Annotated in this window: 18 protein-coding genes and 1 pseudogene; 7 read left to right on the top strand and 12 right to left on the bottom strand. The window is 55.1% G+C overall.

Annotated elements, in window-relative coordinates:
• Positions 1–38 precede the first annotated feature (38 nt).
• From greB to CJO09_RS13870, 11 genes and pseudogenes are all read right to left on the bottom strand, one after another.
• A complete protein-coding gene (gene greB, locus CJO09_RS15825) occupies positions 39–599 on the bottom strand; it encodes a transcription elongation factor GreB (protein WP_245961346.1) in 561 nt (186 codons plus the stop codon).
• A gap of 96 nt (positions 600–695) precedes the next feature.
• A pseudogene (locus CJO09_RS15870) lies at positions 696–971 on the bottom strand (DUF192 domain-containing protein); the annotation flags it as partial.
• Positions 972–998: 27 nt separating this feature from the next.
• Complete coding sequence (locus CJO09_RS13910) at positions 999–1,901, bottom strand: type II secretion system F family protein (RefSeq protein WP_119442882.1); 903 nt, start codon at positions 1,899–1,901, stop codon at positions 999–1,001.
• Positions 1,898–2,743: a type II secretion system F family protein gene (locus tag CJO09_RS13905; protein ID WP_119442881.1), complete on the bottom strand. Its 846-nt coding sequence runs from the start codon at positions 2,741–2,743 to the stop codon at positions 1,898–1,900. The genes CJO09_RS13910 and CJO09_RS13905 overlap by 4 nt, the downstream gene beginning before the upstream one ends.
• A gap of 1 nt (position 2,744) precedes the next feature.
• Positions 2,745–4,502: a TadA family conjugal transfer-associated ATPase gene (locus tag CJO09_RS13900; protein ID WP_119442880.1), complete on the bottom strand. Its 1,758-nt coding sequence runs from the start codon at positions 4,500–4,502 to the stop codon at positions 2,745–2,747.
• Positions 4,492–5,832 carry a type II and III secretion system protein family protein gene (locus tag CJO09_RS13895; protein ID WP_119442879.1) on the bottom strand — a complete coding sequence of 447 codons (1,341 nt, stop codon included), beginning with the start codon at positions 5,830–5,832 and terminating at the stop codon, positions 4,492–4,494. The genes CJO09_RS13900 and CJO09_RS13895 overlap by 11 nt, the downstream gene beginning before the upstream one ends.
• The gene (gene cpaB, locus CJO09_RS13890; RefSeq protein ID WP_119442878.1) at positions 5,833–6,828 is read right to left on the bottom strand and encodes a Flp pilus assembly protein CpaB; all 996 of its coding nucleotides are present in this window, start codon (positions 6,826–6,828) and stop codon (positions 5,833–5,835) included.
• Positions 6,825–7,346 (bottom strand): hypothetical protein, encoded by a 522-nt coding sequence (locus CJO09_RS13885; protein WP_119442877.1) that lies wholly within the window; start codon positions 7,344–7,346, stop codon positions 6,825–6,827. The genes cpaB and CJO09_RS13885 overlap by 4 nt, the downstream gene beginning before the upstream one ends.
• The gene (locus CJO09_RS13880; RefSeq protein WP_119442876.1) at positions 7,343–8,122 is read right to left on the bottom strand and encodes a hypothetical protein; all 780 of its coding nucleotides are present in this window, start codon (positions 8,120–8,122) and stop codon (positions 7,343–7,345) included. Before CJO09_RS13880 ends, CJO09_RS13885 begins: the two co-directional genes overlap by 4 nt.
• Positions 8,122–9,444 carry a Tad domain-containing protein gene (locus tag CJO09_RS13875; protein ID WP_245961344.1) on the bottom strand — a complete coding sequence of 441 codons (1,323 nt, stop codon included), beginning with the start codon at positions 9,442–9,444 and terminating at the stop codon, positions 8,122–8,124. Before CJO09_RS13875 ends, CJO09_RS13880 begins: the two co-directional genes overlap by 1 nt.
• A complete protein-coding gene (locus tag CJO09_RS13870; RefSeq protein ID WP_114420810.1) occupies positions 9,441–9,713 on the bottom strand; it encodes a hypothetical protein in 273 nt (90 codons plus the stop codon). The genes CJO09_RS13875 and CJO09_RS13870 overlap by 4 nt, the downstream gene beginning before the upstream one ends.
• A gap of 186 nt (positions 9,714–9,899) precedes the next feature.
• On the opposite strand from CJO09_RS13870, the gene CJO09_RS13865 reads away from it, so the two are divergent.
• The 7 genes from CJO09_RS13865 to pcaCD all read left to right on the top strand — a co-directional run bounded on the left by CJO09_RS13865 (position 9,900) and on the right by pcaCD (position 18,404).
• Positions 9,900–10,589 (top strand): TetR/AcrR family transcriptional regulator, encoded by a 690-nt coding sequence (locus tag CJO09_RS13865; protein WP_114420811.1) that lies wholly within the window; start codon positions 9,900–9,902, stop codon positions 10,587–10,589.
• A 68-nt stretch (positions 10,590–10,657) separates the two neighbouring features.
• Positions 10,658–11,662 (top strand): aromatic ring-hydroxylating oxygenase subunit alpha, encoded by a 1,005-nt coding sequence (locus CJO09_RS13860; RefSeq protein WP_119442875.1) that lies wholly within the window; start codon positions 10,658–10,660, stop codon positions 11,660–11,662.
• Positions 11,659–12,870: an FAD-dependent oxidoreductase gene (locus CJO09_RS13855; RefSeq protein ID WP_119442874.1), complete on the top strand. Its 1,212-nt coding sequence runs from the start codon at positions 11,659–11,661 to the stop codon at positions 12,868–12,870. Before CJO09_RS13860 ends, CJO09_RS13855 begins: the two co-directional genes overlap by 4 nt.
• Positions 12,867–13,877, top strand: coding sequence for an ABC transporter substrate-binding protein (locus tag CJO09_RS13850; RefSeq protein ID WP_245961343.1), 1,011 nt, complete (start codon positions 12,867–12,869; stop codon positions 13,875–13,877). The genes CJO09_RS13855 and CJO09_RS13850 overlap by 4 nt, the downstream gene beginning before the upstream one ends.
• Before the next feature lie 140 nt (positions 13,878–14,017).
• Entirely contained in the window at positions 14,018–15,655 is a 1,638-nt protein-coding gene (locus tag CJO09_RS13845; RefSeq protein ID WP_119442873.1) for a methyl-accepting chemotaxis protein, read from the top strand.
• 82 nt (positions 15,656–15,737) lie between these two features.
• Complete coding sequence (gene pcaB / locus CJO09_RS13840) at positions 15,738–17,105, top strand: 3-carboxy-cis,cis-muconate cycloisomerase (protein WP_119442872.1); 1,368 nt, start codon at positions 15,738–15,740, stop codon at positions 17,103–17,105.
• A gap of 33 nt (positions 17,106–17,138) precedes the next feature.
• Positions 17,139–18,404, top strand: coding sequence for a bifunctional 4-carboxymuconolactone decarboxylase/3-oxoadipate enol-lactonase PcaCD (gene pcaCD, locus CJO09_RS13835; protein ID WP_119442871.1), 1,266 nt, complete (start codon positions 17,139–17,141; stop codon positions 18,402–18,404).
• On the opposite strand, the gene CJO09_RS13830 is transcribed toward pcaCD, so the two are convergent.
• Positions 18,370–19,353, bottom strand: coding sequence for a LysR substrate-binding domain-containing protein (locus tag CJO09_RS13830; RefSeq protein WP_218961067.1), 984 nt, complete (start codon positions 19,351–19,353; stop codon positions 18,370–18,372). The genes pcaCD and CJO09_RS13830 overlap by 35 nt on opposite strands.
• Between the last annotated feature and the right edge of the window lie 87 nt (positions 19,354–19,440).

Raw genomic sequence — 19,440 nt, 5'->3', positions numbered from 1 at the left:
TAACGCGCTTGCCCCTGCCTGCCTGCAAGCGACGAAACCTAAGCCGGTTCGGGGTAAATGACTTCCAAAATATCAAGCTCATCAAGCCCGGCCGGGGTGCGCAAAGTAATGGTGTCGCCTTCCCGCGCTTTAAGCAACGCACGTGCAACCGGGGATATCCAGCTAATCATGCCGTTAAGTGGGTCGGCTTCGTCTACCCCCACAATGGTGACCCGGTGGTCTGTACCCGCTTTATCGCAATACAGCACAGTGGCGCCGAAGAAAACCTGATCGCGGTTAGGTTGCAAAGCCGGGTCTACGACCTCGGCCGCTTCAAGCCGCTTGGTTAAAAAACGAATACGGCGATCGATTTCGCGCAAACGTTTCTTGCCGTAGATATAGTCACCATTTTCCGAGCGATCTCCGTTCGACGCCGCCCAGGAAACCACCTGAACGACATTAGGGCGCTCTTCGTTCATTAAATGAGCCAGTTCGGCACGCAAGCGCTGATACCCCGACCTGGTCATGTAATTTTTGCTGCCCTGGGGCAAAGCCACCGCTTCGGGCCCCAAGTCGTCGTCATCATCGTGGTCGGATTCTTTAACAAATGCTTTATTCATGGTGGAAGGCACACTAAAAACAACACGCGGCAACCCTTTCGAAGGTTGACCCAAGAACACGGAACGGCCCGGCACAAACGCCAGAGGACGGCGAGCGCAATACCCGGCATTCAATTCGATAACCGAGCGCGCCCGCCGGCAGATGGAAACACGCGCAGGCGCCACATTGTGCACGATTTTGAGCACCCGGTTCCGCGAGCAAAGAAACACCAGATCGAGTGGATAACGCATACCAAAAGTATGCACCGCCCACGTGTCGCATAACCACATCGCTTCATCTGATTTGAGTCTACGGCGAAACAGCAGGCCCCGCAATCGCTGCATGAGGCCGGTTGCTTTATATACACGCAATGTTTCATTAGGGGCGCGCATCATCCTAATGCCTTGGTAGAACATTCGTCATATAACACCCGCAAAAATTTTTATTGCGATCGGAAAGCCAATAATTAAAAAAGTGCAAGGAAAAATGCACACCACCATGGGAAACAGCATTTTCACCGGCGCCTGCAAGGCCATTTTTTCTGCACGCAGGAATCGCTCGGCGCGGCGTTGATCAGACTGCGCGCGCAATACGGGTGCCAGATTCATGCCGATCTGTTCAGCCTGCTCCAAAGTTTGCACCCATTGTTTGATTTCCGACAAGCCCGATCGATGCGCCAATGAGCTCAACGCCTCATGGCGTGGTGTACCTGTACGCAATTCAGCCAGCGTAATTCGCAACAATTCAAGCAATGGGCCCGAGGGCCCATGTTGTGACGCCTGTTGCAACGCGCCTTGCAAATTCAACCCCGCTTCTACGCAAAGCGTGACCATGTCCAGCAAAAAAGGAAAATCCACCAACATCCGGCGTTGTCGATGGGACGTTAAGCGCTTTAAAAAATAGCCTGGTGCGGCAGCACCGGCTCCGCCGGTTGTTAAAGCCGCCAACCACGTTTCAAGCGTTCCCGATAAACCCAGCATGCGCCCTGTAACGAACCCAATTAACACGCCTGAACCGAAACCCAGTAAGCGATAAGCCATGACTCGCTCCGGTGTCAATGAGCCAGACAACCCGGCGCGCTGCAAACACAGCATGAGTTTCTTGCGCCCTCGCCACCCCAACAACTGCCGCCCTAAGGGCTCTAACGCAACCACCCAAGGATCGAGGCAGCTTAAAACCCGCGCAGCACGCTGCCCCCTTCCCCTTGATGACGAAACAGGACTGGCGTTTTGTTGGTCGATATCAGCCCAAGGCCGAAACAACCACCATGTTGACAACGCCAGGCTCAGGCCGGCAAACAAACAACTTAACCAGAATGTCATACCTGGATCCTGACAATCTTGCGAATGAGAAAAATGCCACTGATTTCCAGCACGCCGACCAACATCAGAACGCCCCACCCAAGAGGCGTGTGCCACAACACCTGCATGGCGTCCGGCTCGAGCCCGGTTAAAACCAGACCCAGCAGCAACGGCAGGCCTGCCATCACCCAGGCTTGCATTCGGCCCTGTGCGGTTAAGGCATCAATGCGGCCAAGCAAATGTAAACGTGCACGTAAAGTGTGGCCGATACGTTCCAGCGTTTCGGCAAGGTTCCCCCCGGTATGCAAGGCAATAGTCAACGCCGATACAAGTAATTGTGTACCTTCACCGGGCATACGCCGTCGCAAACTGGATAACGCTTGCTCCAGTGGCACCCCCACCCTTTGCTCTTTCAGCACCAAACCCAGTTCCTGGGCTAACGGCGCAGGCGATTGCGTCACTATCGTTTGCAGTGCCGACTGCAAACCGGCTCCGGCACGCAAAGCACCTGCCAGACTTAATAGAAGATCCGGTAATTGACATTCGAACCGCGCGTGGCGGCGTTGGCGCAGCCAGCGCATTAACCAGGGTGGGCAAAATAATGCAACGCCGCTGACAATCAATGTCAGGGCAATACTTTGCATCAAGCCGTATGCCACCAATCCTAACGCCGCAGCTACAAACACCGTTAAAAACCAAAGTTGCACAGGGTCCAGAAATAAAAAGACTTCACTTAATTGAATATGCGCCTGGTCGGTAAAGCTGGCGCGATAGCGTGAATAAGCAAACTTCAGCCCCGCTTGCACCAGCCAGGCCAAACCAGTAAAGGCAATCCCCGTAAAAATAATGGTTAGCGTCCCCATGCTATGCGCCTTCGTTCGACAGCACACCGGTACTTTCATTGACAATAGCGCGGGCGCTAAAAACCGCCGGTTCAAGGCCCGCATCATGCTGCATCTGCGTACTAAAACATTCCGGAATCAATCCACATCCTTGAAACACAGGCGGATTGCCCGGCTGAAACTCAAACAGCGTTTGCGTTTGAATGCGCCCGCTTTCAATGCCGGTGACCTCCACAATGGCTGTAATCAATCGACGACCTGAGGCCAAGCGCGCTTGCTGCACGATCAAATCGATGCTCCCTGCAATATGCTCGCGCACTGCTGCCAAAGGCAGGTCCATACCCGCCATCAGAATCATGGTTTCCAGTCGACCCAGCGCGTCCCGGGCAGTATTGGCATGCAGGGTCGTTAACGACCCTTCATGCCCTGTGTTCATGGCGGCCAGCATGTCGAACGCTTCCGCCCCGCGACACTCGCCCACCACAATACGGTCGGGCCGCATGCGAAGTGCGTTGCGCACCAGGTCACGAATATCGATTCGACCGCGCCCCTCCAAGTTCGCCGGGCGTGCTTCCAGGGTGACCAAATGGGCATGAGCCAACTTCAGCTCGGCGGAATCCTCAATCGTAACGATCCGTTCGCCGTCAGGAATGCAATTCGACAATACATTCAGCAGGGTTGTTTTGCCCGAACCCGTCCCGCCGGACACAAGAATATTGCGTCGGTATGTCACGCAGGCCTGTAGAAAACGACTCATGGGTTCGCTCAACGCCCCAACCTGCAGAAGGTCTCCCATCGTCAAGCGGCGCTCGGGAAATTTACGAATGGTTAGACTGGCACCCCGCAAGGCAATGGGCGGTATAACCGCATTCACCCGCGATCCGTCTTTCAAGCGAGCGTCCACCATGGGCGCACTTTCGTCGATACGTCGGCCAATGGGCGACACAATGCGATCAATGACAGCCAATACGGCTTGTTCACTGCTGAATGCAGTGGCATGACGTTGCAGTTTCCCGGATCGCTCAACAAAGATTTCATCGTGTCGATTCACCATAATCTCAGTGATTCCACGGTCGGAGAGCAAGCTTTCAAGCGGCCCCAAACCCACTGCTTCGTTCACAACATCGTTCACAAGCTGCGCCCGTTGCGTTGCCGGCATCACACTCTGTTCTGCGTCGACCAAACGCGTGACGATGGCACGCGCCTCGTCACGCAATGCCGTATCGCTTAACGCGGAAATGTCACGCCGCCGCAAATCGAGTGCTTCCAGCAACAATCGGTGCAATTTTTGTCGTTGAATCAGCAAGCGTGATTGAACGATTGAAGCGTCCGGCAGAACGACTGTGCCAACATCGGTTTCAAGGCCGGTGTCCGGCTTGGCGTTTGGACCGACGTCTGTATTTGTTATGGCTGGCCCAGTTTCCACCTTGTTTCGCGGCTGAGGCGGTGTTACGGGCGCTTCGCACCTTAAAGCGGGTTCGACTTCGGGAGTAATACGCCCTACTTCGATCAGGCATGGGCCAATAATGATCTCGTCGCCATTCTGCAACGCCGTTTGCGGACCCGCGCGCTTACCGTTGACCAGAGTCCCGGCCAGTGAGCCTGAATCTTCCAGATGTGCCGTATCCCCCACGTCAATAATACGAGCATGTTGACGTGCAACACGCCACCCTTTCAAACAAAGTCCTGAAGCGGAATCCCGACCAATTATTAAGGGCAGATCGTAATGTACTTTCTGCGTTCGACCATCTTCATAGTGAATAGTAAGTTCAATTTTCATATTGGGAATTAGCCCATGTCTGCATAGGAAGAGGGTCGTCTGACGACACCAACGGCACATTCATTACCGGCGCCTCGGGAAAAGCCATATCAACATGTGCCCGCCCCTTTTTTATCCGTTCCGCCAACTGCGCCTGGTTAGCACCCACCACACGAGGTGTCACAAAAATTGCCAATTCGGTTTCACGTTTTTGGTAGCGCGTTGAGCGAAACAATTCGCCCAGAATGGGAATACTGCCTAAACCGGGCACCGCATCAACGTTTTCAGACATCTCACGCGACAGAAAACCAGCCAACACCAAAGTTTGCCCGGATCGAACATTGAACTCAGTGGCTGCGCGCCGTGTTTTAAGAGACGGCCCGGTGGGAATGGACAGCGCTGGGTCAATTGAACTGACTTCGACCTCAATATGCGATCGAACCACGTCGTTGCCTTCAATTTGCGGCGTAATACGCAGAGAAACCCCATAGGGCTTGAACGCCGTATTGGTGTTGCCATTGGCGTCAACCGTTGAATAAGGAACTTCACCGCCCGCTAAAAACTCGGCCGTCGCCCCGCTGCGAGCCAATAACTGAGGCTGTGCCAGCACTACCGCCTCCCCGGTTTGCGCCATGGCTTTAATACGCGCCGACAATAAGGCATTGGCGCCAAAGTAACCCGCCGCCACGGTCGCCGGAAAAGGCAACGTTAAAGGGTTTTCCGCCGGGCGCATCTCCAATCTTGACGAGGCGCCCTCCCAGGCAACGCCCGCACTCAAACCACCCTGCGTTTCCGTATCCCAGCGTACACCCAACTCCCTTAACTGAGACCGGGGCACCTCAACCACTTCCACATCGAGCAATACCATGCGGTCCCACCCAACCTGGCTTGTAAAATCAACAAGCTGGGGATAACGCTCCGCAAGTTCCGCCAACCGTCGGCGATCGCCATCCGACAAATCATTTCCCTCCACCACCAATTTGTCGCCCACCGCGGAAACCTGCGCGTTGGGAATGCGTTCTAGCACCAGGCGCAACTCTTGCTGAGTCTGTCGCGCTCCTTCCGGCGCTACGTCGACTTGGTAGCCATGACGTACACCATTGGCCGACCAGATTTGCAAGGCACTGGACCCGGCATTGCGCGCGAAAACAATCACTTCTTTTTCCTCGGTTGTAACCGCATTCAACACATGACCATCGCCGACGGCAACGCGTGCAACGTCTGGAATGGCCAGTACACGGACCTCGCCGACCTGCAATTTAAGCAGTGTCTCGGTTGCCCCATAGGCGGGTCGGGCCTGTAACGCAATGAATAAGATCACACTGATTAACGGTAAATAACGCAAAAACATTCAAGGCTCCTGTTCAGGCTCAAGGGACGGTTCTGCGTTACTTGCCCGCCAGGCACTCGTTAACCCAGGCACATAGGGCAAATCAAACAATCCACTGGTTTGCGGATTCTTAGGCGGTGAGGGTTGCAAACTGGGTAAACCACGCGCTTTGGTGTTTCCGTAAATAACCGGTGCACGTTTACGGGCGAAGGTATAAGGCGCCGGGCGGGCCACGCCCAGCAAACTGGCCAGATCCCCCCGCACCGCCCTTTGCGACGCATGAATGTCGTCTTGGCGACGAAGGACAGCGGTAAGCGTTCCCCCTTGACGCGCAGCCACCAGCTTCACGGCATCTTCCGGTGAGGTATCCAGGGTGACGGTGGAAAAGCTCCCCGCCCGCGAAACACCCGAACCCGCGGTGTATTCATCTTGCGCGAGCCCATTTTCCACATGCTGCACCTCAGTACCCGTGGCTAATACCAAAACACCCTGCAATAACGGTGCAGTGATTCGCCGACGCTGATAATCAAACGACACATACAAGTCAATTAAGTCTCCCGGGCTGAGTAGACCGGAAACGGAATTAATTACATCAACCGGCAACGTAATCGCCCGACGCCCTTTCTGAAGACGTGAAGAAAATGGCGCAGTTGACTGCAAACGCGTGTGCGCCTCAAGAACGGGATCTCCTGCCTGCAAATCGACCCGCAACGCCCGCCCGACCAGCAACATGTGGGTTTCCGGCGAAACGCTATCACTGGAGACAAGATGGGCGGGATACGCACGAGTGGCCAAATGCTCAGATTCAATAATGACGCCGGCGGCCAAGGGGCGGGCTGCCACGACCCGTTGCACCATGGGCACAGCCGCCTGTTCCGCCAATCGGCGCTCCCGGCTGTTCAGATGCTGCTTCGCCGTTAAAGCGGCCAGCACGCCGGAACCAATCGCGACGGCTAGAATGACCCAGGTGCGCAAAGAAATCGCACGCCGACGCATAAATACAGAATGGTTCATCATGGCAGCTCCTGTGACGGCGCTTGCCCCAAACTTGAATATGCCCTGGCCCAATCGTTCAAGATCGCAGCATGATCTGGGTTTATCGGCATATTGTGCGCCTCTGGTTTAAACGGCAAAACAGACAACGTGCCTTGCACCTCCCTTTCCGCTGCATTCAAATGCAGAAGCCAATGACGCTCTTGCCGCCAGCCGGACAGCAGGACTTGATTGGCGCCAAACAAAATTTGCTCAAATGGAGAATCTTTTTCGGTGAATGCGTCCAGAACAGATGCAAGCCGGGCGCGCACCGTTACACGACTGAAATGGAACAACACCCCCTGGACTCTTATGGACTCAACCGAAGACCAACGCGCATCAGCCAAGCCGACGTGCGCAATAAAACGCTCGACCTCAGTGCGTGCAGACGATGAGTCTAACCAGTTTGACGGCGGCCTCGCCCAGCCTGCCTGCAAGGGCATTAACATGCCCGCCATCCAAATATAGAAATGCCATTTGAGAGACCGATTGATGTATTTCATGGCACCCCCTTTCCTGACGGCCACGAGGACACGCCGGACGGCAATGGTGGAGCATGGTCTTGCAAATGAATTGACGGCACCTCATGTTGCCAGGGCTTTAACCAATCGAACGTGGGCTCGGGACGTGACCATGAATCATCCAGCGGTTGCAACCGTACCCCCATCGACTGCCCGACATGACGCGACGCCTGCTCCGTTTGTGCCCACGCCAAACCCGAAGCCCGAACTCGTCGAACCACATCTCCGTCATCGCTTGCATGCCCGGTGTTCACCGCGATAAAGGATTTTCGTTGAAGGTGTTCAGGCTGATTCGCTATGCCGGTTTTTGGGGCGACAGTGACCGTCACTTCACGCACCCCGGTATCGGCCAATGCCCATTGCCAGCGTAAAGTTGAAGCCAACGCGTTGGCCCCGCCGGGCTGCGCCAACTCAGGCAGCGGCGTACCAAGCTCGCCGTCTAACCGAACAGCTCGTTCATTTGCCAACCACGAGCGACCACGTAAATCTCTCCATTGTTGCCCCAAACCGGAAAAGTAAACATGAGGTGAAGCGGCGAATTGAACTTGATCCGTATTTGCTTGACGGGCTAGGTCGAAAGCCGCATAGCGACTGGCGTTCGACGCTTGCAAAGCCAGATCTTGCAAGCGAATCAGCCAGCCCGACATCACCCATAACAGGAGCAAGACCGCCATGACCACCACGCCCTCAGCCAATGCCTGCCCTTTGTTTCGTCGCAAACAAAAGAACCGCGCTGCAGGAGGGAAAAAGCGCACCATTAGAGCCCTCCCGACACGGGACCTTGCCGCGCCAGCCAATAAGGATTAAATAAATTAGCCTGCTCATAACGGCCATCTTCACGCGGCGTCGGCCTCTCAAAATACGATTCGGCCGCACTGTTAACCGTGTATCGCAAGTTGTCATAACCCACGCGCCGGAGTTTCACCGCGAAACGAAAACGCCCTGAGTGAGACGACGTAAATGGCGACTCGACTCCCTCACCAACCCCAGGTAATAACGGGCGCACATCGAAATAACTTGCATAACCCCGGGTAGGCCAAACGACGCGTGAAGCGACCGCGCGCGAATTCGCCATGGGGTTATCCTGCCCGGTGAAAATATCCCAGTTAGTGGCGTCGGCCACCCAGCGCCAAAAATGCTGCGATGAGAAGTTGTCGGGCGGATTATTGACGTGCGGTGCAGAAAGTTTGCTGGTGCTTCTTGACGCCAGCCAACCCCAACCCATTGCATACTCGCGGAAATAACAGCCTATCCAACGGTTCGAGCGTAATGCATGATAAGACTGAGTATCAGCCGCCTCCCAACGACCACTTGAGTCAAGCACTGTGTTGCCGCGGCGACGCAATTGATGGCGCTTGGTCGGGCAACGCGGGCTTACCAGCCAGGCATTACGCGCAGTATGGTTGCGTTCCTGCAAGAAACCGTAACCACCGGCAATTTGCTGCATAAAAGGATGCAGTGACGGCGCAGCGCGACGTTCCAACCATTGGCCAACCGGTGGTGCCGTAATGGTCAAATCGTATTGCGCATTTGGGTAATACCGGTTCAGAACTGCCTTGATCGCCGCCTCGCGCGTACCCGCCAACGTTGAGACCACTTGTGACTGAACCACCGCCAATGTGTCGTGCACGCGGGACTCATGCTGTATAAAGCGCTGCCCCAGTTGGCCGCTTTGCAGCGCTTCGCGCTGCAACCCATGGGCAGCGGATGAAGCGGCGTACGCTGTTCCATGATTTACACCAAACAACATACCGATAAGAAAAGCCGGCGGATTTGCGCGCAGACGCTGTTGCGCCTGATGCCCACCTAATTGCGCCCATGAAGCCAGCGTTACCAAATGCCCCATCGCAAGGTGATGCCCCACCATGGCCCGATTCGATAACGCCAACAAATTCAACGCGCGTGATTGCACGACCGCTCCGCTATAAGCAGCCGTATCTAATGCATGAACCTGCCGGGTGCGTTCGGCCAAGACTTGCCCAAGGGAAAAATAATGCAGCAACGCCACTATCGCAACGCCACAGAGCAACAAGCCCAACACCATGGCCTGTCCCTTTTCCGCTTTGGAATACGTTTTCACTGACCCGCCCCGGCGTTACCCGTGAACGACTTGAGGCTTTTCGCTTCGCTTTGCAATGCGCCCGCCTGGGCTGCACTTTGCGCCATTTGCGACTGCGCCGTCCCGTCTTCACCAGCCAGTTCTTGCGCCATTGCGGCCGTTTGCGCCCGAATGACCTGACCAAACGTTTGATACACCGCAATGGCGGCCACCGCCACCAACGCAACAATAATGATGTACTCAGTCATTCCCTGACCGCGCTCTCGGGCATAGCGGCAAATTGTTTTCATCTGGCTCTCCGGTCATCAACGAAGCTCCAGTCTGGCGATACTTGGTTAGCCCCACAATTCGCAAAAGCCGGGGCAGATAAAACCGTCGCGCTCCTATTGCACATCAATTAATTATCATATTAATGAATTATTTAATCACGTAGAATGAAATAAATTCCCTTTTTCAAGATAATTTCGTACAAAATTATGGCAACACAATCACCACGCAAACCCCGTAAACCGCGCGCAAAGGGTCGGCCCGACGCCGTAGATGGTGTGGGCCCCGAGGCTCTGCTGGACGCAACCATTGAAGAACTGCGCCACACCACGCCCCAAGCACTTACCCTGGCTGCTGTTGCGCAGCGCGCGGGCGTTCACCCAGCCTTAATTCGTTATTACTTTGGCAGTAAAGACGGCTTGCTTACCCGTGCCACGCAGCGGCTGGTCGAAGGCGAACATGAAACCGTACGTCCCTCGGTGCAAAGCCACGCGCCGCTGCAAGACAAACTGAAATCGCGCCTAACCGGCATGATCGACCTTATCGAGGCCAACCCGCACTTTCATCGCCTTGTGCTCGACCAAATCTACGGAAAATCGGCGCAGAACCCGGAAAACGAGCTTCTAAGTCGGGTCACCGCCCGGGGCTTGACGCTTACCGTAAGCATGTTGCACGACACGCCAAACACCCCCGTGCGGGCTGTCGACCCGCGTTTTCTACACGTTGCACTCATTGGATTAACCGAGTTCTTTACCTCTGCCGAGCCGCTTCTGCGGGAGCTTTTCGGCCCGAATACCCCACCAGAAGAGATTAAACAACGTTATATCGATTTTTTAACAGACTTAATTCTTAACGGCGTTCAAAGCGAACCGGAAAAACCTAGCGCTAACCCGAATTGACCCGTTTTTGCCACAGCATCATAATTCACGCTTTAGTGAATTAATAACTTTTAAGTTGAAACGAAGTCATGATGCTGAAAAACGTCTGGTATGTTGCATGCACCAGCCAGGAACTCCAGGCAGGCGCCCCTCTTGCACGCGTCATCTGCAACGAGCCGGTTGTGTTGTTCCGAACCGATAACGGCCGCCCGTCCATCTTGCGCGATGTCTGTCCACATCGTTTGGCGCCGCTATCAAAAGGCACGGTTCAGAACAACACCCTGCGCTGTATTTATCACGGTATGGCCTTTAACGGGCAAGGCCAATGCGTCTCCATTCCTTCGCAAGACGCCATCCCCCCGCGCGCTCATGTGCGCAGCTACCCATCACAAGAACGTTATGGATTGATCTGGATATTTCCGGGGAATCCTGAACTCGCTTCGGATACAGCGCTTCCACACCGCCCTTGGCGCGAATCAAGTCATTGGAATACCGACGTTGTGCAATACTTCAATGTACAAGCCAACCACAGCTACATGAGCGACAACCTGCTGGATTTGTCTCATGTGGCCTTTTTGCACTCGGCGTCAATAGGATTCGACGCCCGACGGCTGGGTAACGACCCCCTGGAAGTTCACACCGAAGGGCAATGTGTGCGTACCCAACGTATTTTTCACAACACCCAACAGGCCCCGGCACATAAGGCATGGCACGAACTGGCGGCGCCTATTACCCGTACCCAGATGGCGGAATGGACGCCTCCCGGCAACGTGACAGTCCTTGTTCGCAACGAAAACGAGTCCGAACAAGTCGACCTCAGGGCCGATCATTTCATTACACCTGAAACGGATACCTCTCATCACTATTACGTGGCGCTTTCACGTAACTTTCGTGTGAACGACACCACGTTCTCGCAACAGCTCGATCACGACACCCGTATCGTTCACATGGAAGACGTCGACATTACGCAAGCACAACAGCGCAACCAACAATGGGCGGCGAACGATCCTCCTATGGGGTTGAAAGCCGACAAAGCCGTGCGTGAAGCCCACGCAATTATGGCTTTGCTGTCGCAGGCGGAGGCCGGCCAATGAATCCGCAACCTATAAAAAAAGTACTTATCGTGGGCGCCGGTATTGCCGGCTGTTCCACCGCCATTACCCTGGCCGAACTGGGGTTAAGCGTTACGCTTATTGAAAAACAAGACCAATGGCGGTTTCAAAGTTCCGGCATTTTCGTTTACAGCAACGGCCTGCGAGCCCTGCAGCAGGTAGGCGTACTGCCGCAAATACTGGAAGCCGGTTTCGCTCTCCCCGATGGTAAAAATATTTATCTGGATCACAGCGGCGCACTCATTACCAACGTGTTTTACCCCAGCGTCTCGCCCGGCATTCCGCCTATTTTGGGTATTAAACGCAGCGAAATTCACCGCATTCTGGCTGGCAAGCTGGCCACTTTGGGCGTAAATATCAAACTGGCCACCACCGTTACACGTTTGAACGCTTTCGACCCGTCCGCGCCGGCAAATGTCGTATTTAATGACGGCAACGAAGAAACGTTCGACTTGATTATTGCCGCCGACGGTATCCGCTCTCAAATTCGCCAACTGATTTTCCCTGAAATATCCCCCCGCAATACACATTTCGGGGTCTGGCGCAGCGTACATGCGCGCCCTGCCCATTTACGCGACAAATACATGCAAATGGGTATCGGCAAACGCCTGGGCATTATGCCTATTAGCGACGACAAACTCTACATCTTCGGCACCGTACCGGAGCCCGGCAACCCTTGGTTCGATCCACAAGACTGGCCGCGCATCATGCGCGAAAAATTCGCCGAATTTCAAGGCCCAGCACGCACCTTCCTTAACGAGGTTTCGGAGCATAGCGAGGTGCTCTATACCGTCGTTGAAGAGGTGGCCGCCGACCTACCCTGGCATAAAGGCCGGGTCTTATTGTTAGGCGATGCGGCACACGCATCCACGCCTTTCATGGGCCAGGGCGGCGCCATGGCAATTGAGGATGCGGTTGTTCTAAAAACGCTTCTACAACGACATCAGTTTCAAACATCGGTTCTGGAAGCATTCGGCACGGCTCGATATCCGGTTTGCCGTTTTGTTCAGGATGCCTCACGTAAAGTGGGTGAAGCCGGTGCCATCGAAGACGCGGCCAGTTGCCTGGCGCGCAACCACAACATGCAGCAAAAAGCACAACTGCAAGTTGATCAGTTTTACCAGCAACTCGAAACACTTAACTCATTTAAAGGCGTAACGCCAAACCATCACCAGGAGACGAAACAATGATCCAAAACCTGAAACGACTGCAACGCGGGGCCGCCATAGCACTGCTTACCACTTTCGCAACCATGGGGCTGGGCACCTCCAACGCCTCGGCCGGCGCCACGGAAATGACTTACCTGTTACCGGCTCCTGCCGGCGTAATCGCATTTGCACCTCTGATGCTGGCCCAAAACAAAGGCTATTACGAAGATGAAGGCCTGAAAGTAAATTTCGTCACCGTTAAAGGCGGCGCCGATGTTGGCAAACAATTGGGTGCCGGCAATGCCGAGCTCGGTGGCGCATTGGGCGATACCCCCATTATTTTGCGCCAGAACGATATTCCCGTTAAAGGCGTTGCCTTGCTGGGTGGCGGCGCGCTTCATCAAATGATGATGCGCAAAGACGCCAACATTAACGCCCCGGCCGACCTGAAAGACAAAAGCATTACGGTTATGTCGTATCAAGACACCTCGTTCTATGCCACGTTAGCCGTGCTGGCCCAGGCCGGCCTAACGCGTGCCGATGCCGACATTCAGGCGGCCGGCCCGGTAGGAATCTGGCAATTGGTTGCGTCGGGCAAAGCACAAGGCATGATTGGCGCCCCGGAAAACGGCGCCATGGTTGAAGCCGAAGGCATTCCCATGACCTGGCAATCCACCGGCGAATATTTCCCAGGTATGGCTCAAGCCGTATTGGCTTCTGAGGAAATGATCGCCAAGAACCCGGCGCTAGTGCAGAAATTTGTCAACGCCACCCTTAAAGCCTTCAAAGAAGTGCGCGATAACCCGACCCAGGCCGCCAAAGAGTATGTGTCGTTCATGCCTTCATACAAGGGTCGGGAAGCATTTGTTGAAAAAGTGCTTACCTATTACGCCAACAACGTATATGCAGACCAGGAAACCGTTGGCCGCTTCGACCCCCAACGCGTGTCCAGCCTGCAAGACTTCTACCTTGACCAGGAAATCATCCGCAACCGCATCGACCTGAACAACTTGTTCACCAACGAGTTCGTTCAAAACGCCGGCCAGTAACACCAAAACTAAACAATTCGGCTCAGCAGTCGTTAACGCCCTTGCCAGTGTGTATCTGGCAAGGGCGTTTTCTTTACGCCCGCCAACCCGTCGTGTAATGAAAGGCGCGCATTGCGCCTGCAACATCAGAGTAATTATTCATGCGCAAAAATCTGCCGGTGACCAATGTAGAAACTGTTGTACGCGAAGATCAGTACCTGATCTCAAAAACCGACATGAAAGGACGCCTTATCTATGCAAACCCGGCTTTCATCGAAGTCAGCGGCTTCACGCGCGACGAACTGATCGGCAAAGCGCACAATATTATTCGTCACCCCGATATGCCGCCCGAAGCCTTTGCCGATCTGTGGGAAACCCTGAAAGCCGGCAAGCCCTGGCTGGGGCTGGTAAAAAACCGGCGCAAAGACGGCGGTTTTTACTGGGTTCTGGCCAATGCCTACCCGGTAGTGGAAAACGGCGAGGTCACCTGCTATGCCTCGGTGCGCATCAAACCCAGCCAGGAACAAGTTGAGGCCGCTGAAGCATTTTACGAAGCAATTAACCAAGGCAAAGCACGTTGGCACACCGTACGCGAGGGTCAAAAAGTGCCCAAGGGTGTACTTCGCCTGCTCGATTGGGTGGGCCGGCCGTTCAGCCGCAGCTTGCGCTCGGGCATATTGCGTACCAGCGCCATGGGCGTTGCCGCCATTGCCGTCAGTGCATACTACGCGGCAACGGGGGGGGTTCCGGCATCTCATCAGTACTATGCCTGGCCCCTTATTGGCCTACTAACCGCCGGCATGCTGGGGTATGGCTGGATCATCGCGCAGCGCATGCTCACTTCGTTGAACGACGCCGCCCGCCAGGCACGTCAAATTTCCGCCGGTAACCTCACCCTTGAGCTCGAAGAAGGCCAGAGCAAAGAAGTCAACAACTTGAATTTCTATCTCGACATCATGCGCAAGAGCCTGATCAGCATTGCCAATGATGTTCAAAGTGGCATTACCGCCACTGGCCATACGGCGCAAGTTTTATATGCCAACAACGCCCACTTGTCGGCCCGAACGGAAGACCAGGCCGCCTCATTGCAGGAAACCGCCGCGGCCATGGAGGAAATTACGGTTACGGTTAAACAAAACACCGACAACGCCCATTTGGCCAACCGCCTGGCCGACGAAAGCATGGCTATTGCCCAGCGCGGGGGTGAAGTGGTGTCGGAAGTCGTTCAAACCATGAATGGCATCAGCGAAAGCTCAGGCAAAATCTCCGATATCGTCACCCTTATTGAAGGAATCGCTTTTCAAACCAATATTCTTGCCCTTAATGCCGCAGTTGAATCAGCTCGTGCGGGGGAAGCCGGCAAAAGCTTTGCTGTTGTGGCCGGTGAAGTTCGCAACCTGGCACTGAAAAGCTCGCAGGCAGCCAAGGAAGTGAAAGGTTTAATCGACAACTCCAATGCACGCATCACCGCCGGCTCGCAACAAGCTGCCCGCGCCGGTGACACCATGCAGGAAATTGTTGAATCGGTGCGGCGTGTTACCGACATCATGAACGAGATCACCACCGCATCCGTTGAACAGTCCACCGGTCTAAGTGAAATCAACCAGGCCATTGGCCAAATGGATGGGGTCACGCAACAAAATGCCAATCTGGTCAATGATTTAAGCCAAACTGTACGCACGCTTTCGGCGGAAGCCGACAATCTGGCCGAGGCCATTGCCGTGCTGAATACCGGCTTAAAAAGCCAAGGCCGGCCCGCCATGGTGGGCTCCGACGAGCTGCGTTTGAGGGCTTCATAGCCCCAACGCAGCAGGCTCACGCGCAACGCCGTACAATATCGGGGCCATAAAACATGGCCCCGATTGTCTTTCTGGAGTGTCCGTGAGCCTGCCGTTATTTGAAAGCTTTCTTACCACCACTGAAATGAGTCAGGTTTTTGACGACGCCAATGTCGTTCAAGCCATGCTCGACTTCGAAGCTGCCCTGGCCCAGGCACAAGCCCAGGAGGGCTTGATTTCAAATGAAACGGCCGCGCTTATTTCGAACCACTGCAAAGCAGAAAAATTCGATATTCCGGCACTCGTCATCGCGGCGCGGCGTGCGGGCAGCATGGCCATTCCCCTGGTTAAAGCGTTAACCCAGTCCGTCGCCGGAGAAAATAAAGAGGCCGCCACCAAAGTGCATTGGGGCAGCACCAGCCAAGACGTCATCGATACCGGTTCGGTTTTGGTGACCCGTCAAGCGCTGAAGGTTATCGATAACGACCTTGCGCCGCTATGCGCGCGCCTGCTTGATCTGGCTGAGGAACACCTTCGTACCCCGGTATTGGCCCGCACACTCATGCAGCCTGCCCAAACCACCACCCTGGGCTTCAAAATGGTGAACTGGGTGGCACCGCTGATCCGCAGCCGCCAGGCATTAATAGACCTGGCCGAGATGTCGTTACAGGTACAACTTGGCGGCGCCATCGGCACCCTTGCAGTAATGGGTGAGAAAGGCCCCGCCGTTGCCCGGCGCGTCGCACATATTCTGGAACTAAGTCCGGCACAAGGCAACTGGCACACGCAACGCGACAACTGGATACGTCTGGGGCTGGAAGTAGCCATTCTAACGGGTAGCCTGGGCAAAATTGGCAAAGATCTCAGCCTGATGTCGCAAGGCGAAGTGGCCGAACTGGCCGAACCCACAGGACAAGGGCGCGGCGGCTCGTCGGCCATGCCACACAAACGTAACCCGGTATCGGCCATGATCGCCCTGGCCGCCGCAGCACGCACCCCTCAAAAAGCCGCCACGCTCCTGGCTACTCTGCCGCAAGAGCATGAACGCAGCCTGGGTAACTGGCAGGCAGAACTGGCGGAATGGCCCGGGCTGTTTCTAAGTGCCCATGGCTCAGTCAGCGCCTTGCGTGAGGCGTTTTCTGGCTTGGTTATCGACGCCGATCGCATGCGACGCAATATCGACAATTTACAAGGCCTTATTTTTGCTGAAGCCGTTTCAGTCTATCTGGCCCAAGCCATTGGGCGGCCGGCGGCTCACCAGCTTATGGAAGAACTTACCGGCCAAACATTGGCAAAGCAATGCCATTTAGCCGACGTTGTCACTGAAACGGTACAAAACGACCCCGACCTGTCCGGAAAGCTGGATATCGACGTCGTGAAAAGTCTGTTTGACCCTGTTAAAGCCAGCGTTTCAGCGCAGCAACTAACCACGGTGCGGCTAGACGAATTGCGACAACAACTGCGTGCTTAAACCAAAACTCACTCGCTATCTGGAAAGAACATCATGACTTTTGATCCTATCCGTCACGACTTCGAACGCGGCCTTAAAAATCGTCGGGAAATCCTGGGAGACGCCTGGGTTGATCGCTCTTTTGATCGCGCCAACAATTTCAACGCGGAATTTCAGGAACTCATCACCCGATTTGCCTGGAAAGAAATCTGGGGTCGTCCAGGACTCGACAAGAAAACACGCCGCGCCATGGTATTGGCCATTACCATGGCACTGGGCCGTTGGGAGGAGTTTGAGTTGCATGTGCGTGCAGGCCTGCAAGGCGGTGCGCCCGATACGCGCCTGACGCCGGACGAACTCAAAGAAATTCTTATTCAAACAGCAATCTATGCCGGTGTACCCGCGGCCAATACCGGCTTCAGCCATGCGCAGGCTATTCTGAAAGAAATCGGTGAAGAAATTGGCTATGCCCTAACGCCCACCAACCCAGGCGACACCTGCCATCCCGGTTACGGCCACGAACGCGTCACCAAAAGCAAACCTGCCTTGCATTACAGCGTTCGCGCCGCACGCAATAACCACACGCAACAGAAACAAACCATTGTATTGAGCCACGCACTGGGGTGCGACCTTACTATGTGGGACCGCCTGGCCACCACCTTGTCGGCCGACTTCAACGTCGTCACCTATGATCATCGTGGGCATGGTGCCTCCGATGCCCCGGCCGGCCTTTACTCAATGGCCGATTTGGCCGAAGACGCCGCACGCCTGGTGGAGGAGCTGGATTGCGGTTCGGTGATCTGGATTGGCCTTTCCATGGGCGGGATGGTCGGCCAGGAATTGGCGATCCGCCGTCCGGAACTCATCAGCGCGCTGGTGATTGCCAACTCCACCTCCGCTTACCCCGATAATGTCCGCGAAGTTTGGCAGCAACGCATTGCAACCGTTCAGGCTCAGGGAATCGAAGTAATCGCCGATGCTGTAATGGAACGCTATTTTCACGAACAATTTCGCCGTGAACGGCCGGCTACCGTTGCCACGTTCCGCCGTCGGCTGATTACCACCGATGCAGAAGGTTATGTAGGCTGCTGCAACGCAGTGGGGACCGTCGACACCACGAATCGTTTAGATCAAATCAACGTCCCCACGCTGGTTATTGCCGGTGAACTGGATCAAGGCGCACCGGTTTCCATGTCGGAAACCATTACCAATGCCGTCCCCGGAGCAAAACTTGTAATCTTGAAAGACGCCTCGCACTTGGCGGTTGCCGAGCAGCCGCAGGCCTTTACCGACGCCGTGCAGGCTTTTCTGGCGCGTTAAACGTTAACGCGCCCTCTTTACGCCGGTTGGTATTGCGCAAAATACGAATCAACCCTTGCCCGGGCGCGTTCAGGGGTGCTTCGCTGCGGTATAACAACCCTACCGGTTCCTCGGTGCCCTCGAACGACAACGGCAACACAGCCAGTAAACCGCGTTGCAGATCGTCACGCGCCGCACCAGCCGGCGTAAACCAAACTGCGTCTGACTGCAGCACCACTAAACGGGCAACCGACACCGCCAGCGTTTCCAGACGATGCTCGGGCAAATGCATACCGCGTTCCTTAAGATACGTCTCGGTATTATGACGCGGAACCGTTCCTGCAGCGGACACAACCAACGGATGTGCCACCACCTCCGACAATAAGGTTGCGCCTGCCGCATTTAACAAAGGATGGTCGACACGCACAACCGCTATTAACGGTTCAGCGTACAAGAATTCAAACGACACTCCCACCATCATTTGGGGTTCCGCCATTCGCCCAACGGCAAAATCCACTTCGCCCGCTTTCAACTTTTCCAACAACAAATTATTCGTTGCCACCTGCACTTGCAAACGCGCTTGCGGATACTGCACACGAAAATCGGCCAGCGCCGCGGGCAACAGATCCGGCGCGACTGTCGGCAAAGCACCCACGGATACCGACTCCTGGCTACCCGAAAAACCCCGGGAGAGCGACCGCTGCGCGCCCTCCAGCGCCTCCAGCATGGAAACGCAGTAAGACAAAAGCAGTTCCCCGTCGGGAGTTAAACGGGCACCAAAACGCCCTCGTTTTACCAGTACGGTATCCGCCATCTGCTCAAGCTCAACCAACGTTTTCGAAACAGCCGGTTGACTGAGGTTGAGTCGTTCCGCCGCTTTGCCCAGATTGCGCTCTTGTGCCACCGCCACGAAGCATTGAATATGGCGCAATCGGACACGGTTAAGAAAATAGTCTTTATTCATAACCATAGGTTATCTAATAATGTGCAGGATTTCAATTTACCGTACTGATAGAGCGGCGCTATCATGACGCTACTGTGCTGTGAGATAACCCAC

The organism is Neopusillimonas maritima, from assembly GCF_003576595.1.
In the GTDB taxonomy this organism is placed as follows: Bacteria; Pseudomonadota; Gammaproteobacteria; order Burkholderiales; family Burkholderiaceae_B; genus Neopusillimonas; species Neopusillimonas maritima.
Note: the sequence above shows the minus strand (reverse complement) of the source record. Positions and strands in the feature narration are given on the sequence as shown.

What these genes read in the sequence shown, in the direction of transcription:
- CJO09_RS13910 (WP_119442882.1), bottom strand. Translation starts at nt 1,901, where the DNA reads ATGACATTCTGGTTAAGTTGTTTGTTTGCCGGCCTGAGCCTGGCGTTG.
- CJO09_RS13855 (WP_119442874.1), top strand. Translation starts at nt 11,659, where the DNA reads ATGAATCCGCAACCTATAAAAAAAGTACTTATCGTGGGCGCCGGTATT.
- CJO09_RS13865 (WP_114420811.1), top strand. Translation starts at nt 9,900, where the DNA reads ATGGCAACACAATCACCACGCAAACCCCGTAAACCGCGCGCAAAGGGT.
- greB (WP_245961346.1), bottom strand. Translation starts at nt 599, where the DNA reads ATGAATAAAGCATTTGTTAAAGAATCCGACCACGATGATGACGACGAC.
- CJO09_RS13845 (WP_119442873.1), top strand. Translation starts at nt 14,018, where the DNA reads ATGCGCAAAAATCTGCCGGTGACCAATGTAGAAACTGTTGTACGCGAA.
- CJO09_RS13905 (WP_119442881.1), bottom strand. Translation starts at nt 2,743, where the DNA reads ATGGGGACGCTAACCATTATTTTTACGGGGATTGCCTTTACTGGTTTG.
- CJO09_RS13880 (WP_119442876.1), bottom strand. Translation starts at nt 8,122, where the DNA reads ATGGTGCGCTTTTTCCCTCCTGCAGCGCGGTTCTTTTGTTTGCGACGA.
- CJO09_RS13900 (WP_119442880.1), bottom strand. Translation starts at nt 4,502, where the DNA reads ATGAAAATTGAACTTACTATTCACTATGAAGATGGTCGAACGCAGAAA.
- cpaB (WP_119442878.1), bottom strand. Translation starts at nt 6,828, where the DNA reads ATGATGAACCATTCTGTATTTATGCGTCGGCGTGCGATTTCTTTGCGC.
- CJO09_RS13895 (WP_119442879.1), bottom strand. Translation starts at nt 5,832, where the DNA reads ATGTTTTTGCGTTATTTACCGTTAATCAGTGTGATCTTATTCATTGCG.
- pcaCD (WP_119442871.1), top strand. Translation starts at nt 17,139, where the DNA reads ATGACTTTTGATCCTATCCGTCACGACTTCGAACGCGGCCTTAAAAAT.
- CJO09_RS13850 (WP_245961343.1), top strand. Translation starts at nt 12,867, where the DNA reads ATGATCCAAAACCTGAAACGACTGCAACGCGGGGCCGCCATAGCACTG.
- CJO09_RS13870 (WP_114420810.1), bottom strand. Translation starts at nt 9,713, where the DNA reads ATGAAAACAATTTGCCGCTATGCCCGAGAGCGCGGTCAGGGAATGACT.
- CJO09_RS13885 (WP_119442877.1), bottom strand. Translation starts at nt 7,346, where the DNA reads ATGAAATACATCAATCGGTCTCTCAAATGGCATTTCTATATTTGGATG.
- CJO09_RS13830 (WP_218961067.1), bottom strand. Translation starts at nt 19,353, where the DNA reads ATGGTTATGAATAAAGACTATTTTCTTAACCGTGTCCGATTGCGCCAT.
- CJO09_RS13860 (WP_119442875.1), top strand. Translation starts at nt 10,658, where the DNA reads ATGATGCTGAAAAACGTCTGGTATGTTGCATGCACCAGCCAGGAACTC.